Annotated in this window: 8 protein-coding genes; 5 read left to right on the top strand and 3 right to left on the bottom strand. The window is 63.8% G+C overall.

What is annotated here, in order from left to right; all coding sequences use genetic code 11:
* Positions 1–91: 91 nt before the first annotated feature.
* The 3 genes from FBY03_RS18020 to FBY03_RS18010 all read right to left on the bottom strand — a co-directional run bounded on the left by FBY03_RS18020 (position 92) and on the right by FBY03_RS18010 (position 3,069).
* Positions 92–1,033 carry an AEC family transporter gene (locus FBY03_RS18020; protein WP_147173735.1) on the bottom strand — a complete coding sequence of 314 codons (942 nt, stop codon included), beginning with the start codon at positions 1,031–1,033 and terminating at the stop codon, positions 92–94.
* Between the two features lie 199 nt (positions 1,034–1,232).
* The gene (locus tag FBY03_RS18015) at positions 1,233–1,793 is read right to left on the bottom strand and encodes a response regulator transcription factor (protein ID WP_147173734.1); all 561 of its coding nucleotides are present in this window, start codon (positions 1,791–1,793) and stop codon (positions 1,233–1,235) included.
* Between the two features lie 22 nt (positions 1,794–1,815).
* Positions 1,816–3,069, bottom strand: coding sequence for an ATP-binding protein (locus tag FBY03_RS18010; RefSeq protein ID WP_147173733.1), 1,254 nt, complete (start codon positions 3,067–3,069; stop codon positions 1,816–1,818).
* A gap of 213 nt (positions 3,070–3,282) precedes the next feature.
* Between FBY03_RS18010 and FBY03_RS18005 the strand changes: the two genes are divergently transcribed.
* The 5 genes from FBY03_RS18005 (at position 3,283) to FBY03_RS17985 (ending at position 9,961) form a co-directional block, all read left to right on the top strand.
* Positions 3,283–3,996 (top strand): SIMPL domain-containing protein, encoded by a 714-nt coding sequence (locus FBY03_RS18005; protein WP_147173732.1) that lies wholly within the window; start codon positions 3,283–3,285, stop codon positions 3,994–3,996.
* 356 nt (positions 3,997–4,352) lie between these two features.
* On the top strand, positions 4,353–5,954 hold the full coding sequence (locus FBY03_RS18000; RefSeq protein ID WP_147173731.1) for an ABC transporter substrate-binding protein: 1,602 nt from the start codon (positions 4,353–4,355) through the stop codon (positions 5,952–5,954).
* Positions 5,955–6,062: 108 nt separating this feature from the next.
* On the top strand, positions 6,063–7,670 hold the full coding sequence (locus FBY03_RS17995; RefSeq protein ID WP_147173730.1) for an ABC transporter substrate-binding protein: 1,608 nt from the start codon (positions 6,063–6,065) through the stop codon (positions 7,668–7,670).
* Between the two features lie 167 nt (positions 7,671–7,837).
* Positions 7,838–8,848: an ABC transporter permease subunit gene (locus FBY03_RS17990; RefSeq protein WP_147173729.1), complete on the top strand. Its 1,011-nt coding sequence runs from the start codon at positions 7,838–7,840 to the stop codon at positions 8,846–8,848.
* 201 nt (positions 8,849–9,049) lie between these two features.
* Entirely contained in the window at positions 9,050–9,961 is a 912-nt protein-coding gene (locus FBY03_RS17985; protein ID WP_147173728.1) for an ABC transporter permease subunit, read from the top strand.
* Positions 9,962–9,976 lie beyond the last annotated feature (15 nt).

Below are 9,976 nucleotides of genomic sequence, written 5' to 3'. Positions count from 1 at the left end.
ACCAGCTCAGCCTTCGGTCGGCCTGTTCTCATAGCCCCGCCTCCGCCCCTCAATACACTCGATTAATAGTAGTTATTTGAGGGACAGAACACTAGATCCAGCCGGCCCACTGCAGCAGCAGCAAGCCGACATTGATGGTCAGCACCGCCGCCAGGGTGGTGATCACCACGATCACCGCCGCCAGTTGATGATTGCCGTTGTAGGCCCGCGCCATGACGAAGCTGGCGGCGGCAGTGGGGCTGGCGAAGTAGAGAAACAGGATCGCCAGATCGGCATCCCGAAAGCCGCACAACCAGGCGCCCAGGGTCGCCAGCAGCGGCTGCCAGACCATCTTCATCAGGCTCGAACTGAGGGCGATGCCACTGCTCGCGCGCAGCGTGGCCAGGGTCAGGGTTCCGCCAATGCAGATCAGCGCCAGCGGCAGGGTCATCTGCGCGAAATACTGGCCCGAGGTCATCAGCCAGTCCGGCAGGGGCACGCGCCAGTAGGCGAACGGTATGGCCGCGACCACCCCGATGATCAGCGGATTACGCAGGATACTTTGGCAGATGGCCCAGGGATCGGACTTGGCGTCCGGGCTGTAGATGGCCAGGATCATCGCCGCCAGCACGTTGTAGCAAAGGATCACCAGACCGGCCAGCACGCTGCCGACCGACAAGCCGTAATCGCCGTACAGGCTGGTGGCCAGGGCCAGGCCGACGATGCCGTTGTTGCCGCGAAACGCCCCCTGTACATAGATGCCGCGATCCACCTTGGGGCAGCGCCACAGGGCCCAGCCCCAGATCAGCAGGAAGCAGGTCAGGGTCGCCAGCACGAAGTAGCCGAGCAGGGCCGGACGCAACGCCGTCTGCAGGTCGGCCTTGATGATGCCGAGAAACATCAGGGTGGGCATGGTGCCGCGAAACACCAGCGCCGAGGCGGTGTTGATGAAGGCCACATCGATCCAGCCGAGGCGCTTCAGCGCCACGCCGAGAAACAGCATGGCGAAAACCGGTGCGGTGATGCCGAGGGTTTGCTGGACGACGGCGAGCATGACGGAGGCCACTAATGAGCAAGGCCGCCGAGTTTAGGGGCTGCGAGAAGGCCTGGCTAGAAGGCCCGCGAGATCGTCGAGCTGGCTACGCGGGCGAGAGTCTGCGCGTAGCCCGGATGCAATCCGGGACAGGTGCTCAGCCGTACCGTAGCGTTCCCGGATTGCATCCGGGCTACGGTTTGAGCCGAGCTACAGCCCGTCAGCGACGTACCGGACGCTTCTGCAATTTGCGCTGCAGGGTGCGCCGATGCATGCCCAGCGCGCGAGCGGTGGCGGAGATGTTGCCTTCGTGCTCGGCCAGCACGCGCTGGATATGCTCCCATTGCAGGCGGTCCACCGACATCGGGTTTTCCGGGACCAGGCTGTCCAGGTCGGCGTGTTCGGAGAGCAAGGCGGTGAGCACGTCGTCGGCATCGGCCGGCTTGCACAGGTAATTGGTCGCGCCGCGTTTGATCGCCTCCACCGCGGTGGCGATGCTCGAATAACCGGTGAGGATCACCACGCGCATCTCCGCATCCAACTCGAGCAGCTTGGGCAGCAGCACCAGCCCGGAGTCGCCCTCCATCTTCAAGTCGAGTACCGCGTAATCCGGCAGGTCCTGCTCGGCCAGTTTCAGCCCTTCCTCGGCCGAACTGGCGGTGGACACCCGCAGGCCCCGGCTGCTCATGGCACGCGCCATGACCCGGGTAAACGTCGGGTCGTCATCGACCAGCAGCAGGTGCGGTTTTTCTTCGCCGTCCAACAGGGGTTCTTCGCTCATATTCACTCCTTGCTGGCCTGATTCAGGCCCGACCATAGGCGCGCGGCAACTTGAGCTCGGTGAGCGTGCCGCCTTCTTCGTGGTTATACAGTTTTACCGTGCCGCCGGCACGGGTGACACTGGCCTGGCTGAGAAACAGACCGAGACCGAAGCCCTTGCCCTTGGTGGTGAAGAACGGCCGGCCGAGTTGCTCGGCAATCGCCAGCGGCACACCGTCGCCAAAATCGCGGATGCTCAGGCGCAGCCACTGATGATCCCAGTCGAGGCGGATATCCAGCTTGTCCGGGCAGGCGTCGGCGGCATTGTTCAACAGATTGAGCAGCGCCTGGGTGAGGTCCGCCGGCGGCATCAGCCGCGGCGCTGCTCCGCGCCCCAGACACTGGTAGCGGTAGCTGGCCTCCGGGCGCATCAGGTGCCAGCGATTGAGGGTGGTTTCCAGCCATTCGACACTGGACTGCTCGACTATCGCCTGACGCCGATCCGCCTCGGCGGCGCGCACCAGCTGCTGCAGGGTCTCCTTGCACAGCTTGACCTGCTCCTGCAGCACCGCCAGATCCTCTTGCAGCATCGGCTCCTGATGCTCGCGGCGCAGCTCCTTGATCAGCACGCTCATGGTCGCCAGCGGGGTGCCCAGCTCATGGGCGGCGCCGGCGGCCTGGGTGGCGACGGCGAGCAACTGCTGATCGCGCAGGCCCTCCTCGCGCCGCTCGGCGCGGTGCTGCTCCTGCTGACGCAACTCCTCGGCCATCTTCGCGACGAAGAAGGTGATCAGTGCCGCGGCCAGGGCGAAGCTTAGCCACATGCCGTAGATCAACAGGCTCTCGCGTGGGCCGGGGGGCAATTGCAGCGGATGCGACCACATCAGCAACAGCGTGTAGCCGGCCAGCGCCAGCCCCGACAGGGTGATGGTGTACAGCCAGGGCAAGGTCGCCGCGGCGATGGTCAGCGGCACCAGGTAATAGGAGACGAAGGGGTTGGTCGAACCGCCGGAGTAATACAGCAACACGCTGTGAATGATCAGGTCGCAACCCAGTTGCACCGCGTACTCCTGCTCGGTCACCGGCCAGGGTCCGCGCAGGCGCAGGGCCGTGAGCAGGCACAGGACCAGCGAGACGCCCAGCGTGACGCTCAGCTCCAGCCAGGGCAGCGGCAGCAACCCCGAGTTGTAGGCCAGGCCCACCGAGCCCGCCTGGGCCGCCAGGACCAGGATGCGGATCAGGGTCAGACGCCAAAGATTTTGCCGACTGGCCGACAACAACTGCACGGGTGCGAGCATAGACTCTCCAAAGGACTCGGTTACCGAGCCTGGCGAGTATAACCAAGGCTCCCGCTCGCCCACTGCGGCAACTGGCCGCAGCAACGCGGCAATAACCCCGTAGCGGCGGCCGAGTCAATCAGGAACCTCGCTTAACCCGAATAGTCGGATAACTACGTCTACCCTCCCGAACACCCCGCACATCCCGTGCGCAGTTGCTCACAAGGAACCGTTATGCAGCCATTATCTCGTCTCACCAGAGCCCTCGCCTTCGGCGCCGTTGCCCTGTTCAGCCTAGCGGCACAGGCCGATGAGGCGCGCTACAACCAGATCGCCTTGCGCGCCGAAGTCAGCCAGGAAATCACTCACGACCTGATGCACGTCACCCTCTACAGCGAGGCGCAGCACAGCGACCCGGCCAAACTGGCCGCCGAGATCACCCGTACGTTGAACGACGCGGTCACTCAAGCGCGCGCCGTCAAAGAGGTCAAGGTCGCCCTCGGCAGCCGCAACAGCTACCCGGTGTATGACGACAAGGGGCAGAAGATCACTGCCTGGCGCGAGCGCGCCGAACTGCGCCTGGAAAGCGCCGACTTCACCGCGCTGTCGAAGCTGACCGGCGAGATGCTCAAAGAACTGAAGATGGCTGGTATGGAGTTCAGCATTGCCACAGCCACCCGTAAGACCCATGAAGATGCCCTGCTCAAAGACGCCGTGGCGGCCTTCCAGGCCCGCGCCCAACTGGCGACCGAAGCGCTCGGCGGCAGCGGCTACAAGCTGGTCAGCCTGAACCTCAACAGTAGCGGTTTCCAGCCACCGATGCCGATGCACATGGCACGCGGCAAAGGCATGGCGATGATGGAGGCGGCGCCGACGCCAGAGATCGAAGCCGGCACCAGCCAGGTGACGGTCAATGCCGACGGCGTCATCGAAGTGCAGATGCCCTGATTCGTTACACCCGCGCACCAAAGTGTCTCCGAACGACTCAACAAGAGTTGCTCGGAGAACCCTGATTGAAAATAAAAACCAATTAAAATCAATTAGATATAAACAATAGTCGCATTCAAACCGCTGTTCTTGCGGCACCAATCGATACCCGTCATAAGTCCCTATAACAAACCTTTATTTCCCTACAAAAAATCCTGTTTTTTTACAGAAATGCGACATCCGCGGACAAACTTGTCGCAGCTTCTACACTGAACGCCACCGGACGACTTGCGCTCGGCATAGCCCCTGCATAGTTTGACTCCGGTTCGGCCCACAAGGCCGCTCCTCGACGAAAATGACAACAATATGAGGCCACCATGCGTAAACACGCCGTCATTCCGTTCCTCCTTGCTGCTGGGCTGATCGCCAGTGCACCCTTCGCCCACGCCGCCAGTAACCTGGTGTACTGCTCCGAAGGCAGTCCCGCCGGGTTCGACCCGGGCCTGTACACCACCGGTACCGACTTCGACGCCTCAGCGGAAACCGTGTTCAACCGCCTGACCCAGTTCGAGCGCGGCGGCACCGCCGTGATTCCCGGTTTGGCGGAGAAGTGGGACATCGCCGACGATGGCCTGAGCTACACCTTCCATCTGCGCCCAGGCGTCAAGTTCCACACCACCAGCTACTTCAAACCGAGTCGCGAGTTCAACGCCGACGACGTGCTGTTCACCTTCCAGCGCATGCTCGACAAGAATCATCCGTTCCGTAAGGCCTACCCCACCGAGTTCCCGTACTTCACCGACATGGGTATGGACGCCAACATCGCCAAGCTTGAGAAGCTCGACGACCAGACCGTCAAGTTCACCCTCAATGAAGTGGACGCCGCCTTTATCCAGAACCTGGCGATGAGCTTCGCCTCAATCCAGTCGGCCGAATATGCCGATCAGCTACTCAAGGCCGGTAAGGCCGCCGACATCAACCAGAAACCGATCGGCACCGGGCCCTTCGTGTTCAAGCGTTACCAGAAGGACTCGCAGATCCGCTTCACCGGCAACAAGGACTACTGGAAGCCCGATGACGTGAAGATCGACAACCTGATCTTCGCCATCAACACCGACGCCTCGGTGCGCATGCAGAAACTCAAGGCCGGCGAGTGCCAGGTCACCCTGTTCCCTCGTCCCGCCGACCTGGAGTCGCTGAAGAAAGATCCAAACATCAAGATGCCGTCACAACCGGGCTTCAACGATGGCTATATCGCCTACAACGTGACCCATAAGCCACTGGACAAGCTGGAAGTACGCCAGGCGCTGGACATGGCGGTGAACAAACAGGGGATCATCGACGCCGTGTACCAGAGTGCCGGGCAACTGGCGGTCAACGGCATGCCGCCGACCCAGTGGTCCTACGACGAGACCATCAAGGACGCCGGCTACAACCCGGAAAAAGCCAAGCAACTGCTGAAAGATGCCGGGGTCAAGGAAGGCACAGAGATCACCTTGTGGGCCATGCCGGTGCAGCGCCCCTACAACCCCAATGCCAAGCTGATGGCCGAGATGCTCCAGTCTGACTGGGCCAAGGTCGGCATCAAGGTGAAAATCGTCACCTACGAATGGGGCGAGTACCTCAAGCGCGCCAAGGCCGGCGAGCACGACGCCATGCTGATCGGCTGGAGCGGTGACAACGGCGACCCGGACAACTGGCTGGGCACCCTCTACGGCTGCGATGCGGTGGACGGCAACAACTTCTCCAAGTGGTGCGATGCCTCCTACGACAAGCTAGTCAAAGCGGCCAAGCGCACCACCGACACCGCCGAACGTACCAAGCTGTACAAGCAGGCCCAACACATCCTCAAGGCCCAAGTGCCGATCACCCCGATCGCCCACTCCACGGTGTACCAACCGATGCGCAAGAACGTGCAGGACTTCAAAATCAGTCCATTTGCACTCAACTCGTTCTACGGCGTCAGCGTCGGCAAGTAACACACCCAAAGTGAACACCCGAGCCGGTTACCCGCCGGCTCGGGCTCCGTGCCAGAGCGGCCTATCCGGCTGCTACTGATCCGCACTGCCGTCCTTCGGGGAAGCGCCATGCCGAACTGCCCACGCTTGTTGATCCACCTGCTGTTGAGTGGCGCCTTCGCCGCTGCCAGCCAGACCTATGCCGCCAGTGACGATCTGGTGGTCTGTACCGAAGCCAGTCCGGAAGGCTTCGATATTGTCCAATACACCGCCGCCACAACCGCCGACGCCTCGGCGGAAACCCTCTTCGAGCGCCTGGTGGCTTTCGCCCCCGGCACTACCCAGCTGGTTCCCGGCCTGGCCGAGCGCTGGGAGGTGTCCGCCAATGGCCTGAGCTACACCTTTCACCTGCGCCACGGGGTGAAATTCCACAGCACCGCCTGGTTCACCCCGAGCCGCGACTTCAACGCCGACGACGTGCTCTGGAGTTTCCAGCGCCAGCTCGATCCGCAGCACCCCTGGCACGCGCAATCGCTGCGCGGCTTTCCCTACGCCGAAGCCATGGGCATGGCGGCGCTGATCGAGCGCATCGAGCGACTCGACGACTACCGCGTGCGCTTCGTCCTCAGGCACCCGGAGGCGCCGTTCCTGGCCGACCTGGCCATGGGTTTCGCCTCGATCTACTCCGCCGAATATGCCGACCAGCTACTCCAGGCCGGCACGCCGGAACGGCTCAACAGTCAGCCGATCGGCACCGGCCCGTTCGTCTTCGAGCGCTACGCCAAGGACGCCCAGGTCCGCTACCGCGGCAATCCGCAGTATTGGCAGGGTGCGCCGACGCTGCAGCGACTGATTTTCGCCATCACGCCAGAGCCCAATGTGCGCCAGCAGAAACTCAAGGCCGACGACTGCCAGATCGCCCTGTACCCGCGTCCGGTGGATATCCCCGCGCTGAAAGCCGATCCCGCGCTGCAGGTGCTCGAGCTGGACTCGCTGCTGACCGCTTACATCGGCATCAACACCCGCCACCCGCCGCTGAACGATGTGCGGGTGCGCCAGGCGCTCAATCTGGCCTTCGACCGCGCGGCTTACCTGCGCGCGCAATACGGCGAAGGCGGCGCCAGCCCGGCGCTGGCGCCCTACCCCGCTACCCTGCTCGGCTTTAATCCCCAGCTCAGCCCCTGGCCGCACGATCCGGCCCGCGCGCGCCAGCTGCTCCAGGACGCCGGGCAGCAGAATGGCTTCAAACTGTCGATCTGGACCCGGCCCGGCGGCGGCCCGACCAATCCCAACCCGGGCATAGGCGCGCAGATGCTGCAGGCCGATCTCGCGGCCATCGGCATCCAGGCCGATATCCGCATGTTCGAGTGGGGCGAGCTGATCAAGCGGGCGAAGAATGGCGAACACGACCTGGTGTTCATGGGCTGGGCCGGCGACAACGGCGACCCGGACAACTTCCTCACCCCCAACCTGTCCTGCGCCGCGGCCACGTCCGGGGAAAACCAGGCCGGCTGGTGCGATGCGCAGTTCGACGCGCTGATCGGCCAGGCCCGCCAGGTGCAGGCGCCGGCGCAACGCGCCGCGCTGTACCGCCAGGCCCTGGCCATCTTCCATGAGCAGGCGCCCTGGATTGCCCTGGCCCACCCCAAGCAGTTCAGTGCGCTGCGCCGCGAGGTCAAGGGCTTCGTCCTCAGCCCCATGGGCTCGAACAATTTTGCCCGGGTGACACGACAATGAGCACAAACCCCGTAGCCCGGATGCAATCCGGGAAAACCATTTCGCAACTACCTAGAGCAGTCCCCGGATTTCATTCGGGCTACGCAAGACTGCATAACCCCCTACAACAACAGCGCCGGGCCATGCAGCCCGACGCGCCGATCCAACCGTTGGAGTACTGACACCACATGTTGTCCTTCATAGCCAGACGCCTGGGGCTGCTGATCCCCACATTCTTCGGGGTCACCCTGTTGACCTTCGCCTTGATCCGCCTGATTCCGGGCGATCCGGTGGAGGTGATGATGGGTGAACGCCGGGTCGACCCACAGATGCACGCCGAGGCCATGGAGCGCCTGGGCCTGAACAAGCCGCTGTATGCCCAGTACCTCGACTACATCGGCGACCTGGCCCAGGGCGACCTGGGCGAATCGCTGCGCACCCGCACCAGCGTGTGGAACGAGTTCCTCACCCTGTTCCCCGCCACCCTGGAACTGTCGCTGGCCGCGCTGCTGTTCGCCGGCACCCTGGGACTGACCGCCGGGGTAATCGCCGCCCTGAAACGCGGCTCGCTGTTCGACCACGGGGTGATGGGCATCGCCTTGACCGGCTACTCCATGCCGATCTTCTGGTGGGGCCTGCTGCTGATCATGTTCTTCTCCGTGGGCCTGGGCTGGACCCCGGTGTCCGGGCGCATCGACCTGCTCTACGACATCCCGCCGGTGACCGGTTTCATGCTGATCGACAGCCTGCTCTCGGACGAGGAAGGCGCCTTCGTCGATGCGCTGCAGCACTTGATTCTGCCGGCCGTGGTGCTCGGCACCATTCCCCTGGCGGTGATCGCGCGGATGACCCGCTCGGCGATGCTCGAAGTGCTGCGTGAGGATTACGTGCGCACCGCCCGCGCCAAGGGCCTGTCGCCGGCTCGCGTGGTCTTCGTGCACGGCCTGCGCAACGCGCTGATCCCGGTGCTCACGGTGTTCGGCCTGCAAGTCGGCGCCCTGCTGGCTGGCGCGGTGCTGACCGAGACCATCTTCTCCTGGCCGGGTATCGGCAAGTGGCTGATCGAGTCGATTGGCGCGCGCGACTACCCGGTGGTGCAGAACGGCATCCTGCTGATCGCCTGCCTGGTGATCCTGGTCAACTTCGTGGTGGACATCCTCTATGGCCTGGCCAATCCACGCATTCGCCATCAGCGCTGAGAATCTGCCCATGACCTGCTGCGCGTCGGCGATACCGCGTCAAAATCCGTCTCGAGATGCTCATTTGCAGCAAGCAAACCCGGCTCGGGCATCCTGCTTCGCTCTAACTCCTGCATCCATGCAGTCGTGCGCTCTCTCGACAAATTTTTCCTTGTCTCGCTCTAGCTCGCGAGGCCATGAACAGGTTCTACGGAGCCCACTATGACAACTGAAACCATTACACCCGTCATCGACCAAAGCCTGCTATACCCCTCGCCGCTCAAGGAATTCTGGCAGGCCTTCGCCCACAACAAGGGCGCCGTGGCCGGCCTGCTGTTCATGCTGCTGGTGGTGTTCTGCGCGCTGTTCGCCCCCTGGGTCGCGCCGTTCAACCCCAGCGAGCAGTTCCGCGACTTCCTCCTCACCCCACCGGCCTGGCTGGAAGGCGGCCAGACGCAGTTCCTCCTCGGCACCGATGAACTGGGCCGCGACCTGCTCTCGCGGCTGATCCATGGCGCGCGCCTGTCGCTGCTGATCGGCCTGGCCTCGGTGCTGATGTCGCTGATCCCCGGCATCCTTCTGGGCCTCACCGCCGGCTTCTTCCCGCGCCTGCTCGGGCCCTCGATCATGCGCCTGATGGACGTGATGCTGGCCCTGCCCTCGCTGCTGCTGGCGGTGGCCATCGTCGCCATCCTCGGCCCAGGCCTGATCAACACGGTGATCGCCATCGCCATAGTCTCGTTGCCGGCCTACGTGCGCCTGACCCGCGCGGCGGTGATGGGCGAACTGCACCGCGACTACGTGACCGCCTCGCGCCTGGCCGGCGCCGGCCTGCTGCGCCTGATGTTCGTCACCGTGCTGCCCAACTGCATGGCGCCGCTGATCGTCCAGGCCACCCTGAGTTTCTCCTCGGCGATTCTCGACGCCGCCGCCCTGGGCTTCCTCGGCCTCGGCGTGCAACCGCCCACGCCCGAGTGGGGCACCATGCTAGCCTCGGCGCGCGACTACATCGAGCGCGCCTGGTGGGTGGTCTCCTTGCCCGGCCTGACCATTCTGCTCAGCGTGCTGGCGATCAACCTGATGGGCGACGGCCTGCGCGACGCGCTGGACCCGAAACTCAAGAATGCCGTCTGAGGAGCGCCGGATGAA

The organism is Pseudomonas sp. SJZ079 (assembly GCF_007993865.1).
Classification (GTDB): domain Bacteria; phylum Pseudomonadota; class Gammaproteobacteria; order Pseudomonadales; family Pseudomonadaceae; genus Aquipseudomonas.
Note: the sequence above shows the minus strand (reverse complement) of the source record. Positions and strands in the feature narration are given on the sequence as shown.

Bases quoted from the DNA above. Each gene is read 5' to 3' on its own strand.
- FBY03_RS17990 (WP_147173729.1), top strand. From the start codon at position 7,838: ATGTTGTCCTTCATAGCCAGACGCCTGGGGCTGCTGATCCCCACATTC.
- FBY03_RS18015 (WP_147173734.1), bottom strand. From the start codon at position 1,793: ATGAGCGAAGAACCCCTGTTGGACGGCGAAGAAAAACCGCACCTGCTG.
- FBY03_RS18020 (WP_147173735.1), bottom strand. From the start codon at position 1,033: ATGCTCGCCGTCGTCCAGCAAACCCTCGGCATCACCGCACCGGTTTTC.
- FBY03_RS17995 (WP_147173730.1), top strand. From the start codon at position 6,063: ATGCCGAACTGCCCACGCTTGTTGATCCACCTGCTGTTGAGTGGCGCC.
- FBY03_RS18005 (WP_147173732.1), top strand. From the start codon at position 3,283: ATGCAGCCATTATCTCGTCTCACCAGAGCCCTCGCCTTCGGCGCCGTT.
- FBY03_RS18010 (WP_147173733.1), bottom strand. From the start codon at position 3,069: ATGCTCGCACCCGTGCAGTTGTTGTCGGCCAGTCGGCAAAATCTTTGG.
- FBY03_RS17985 (WP_147173728.1), top strand. From the start codon at position 9,050: ATGACAACTGAAACCATTACACCCGTCATCGACCAAAGCCTGCTATAC.
- FBY03_RS18000 (WP_147173731.1), top strand. From the start codon at position 4,353: ATGCGTAAACACGCCGTCATTCCGTTCCTCCTTGCTGCTGGGCTGATC.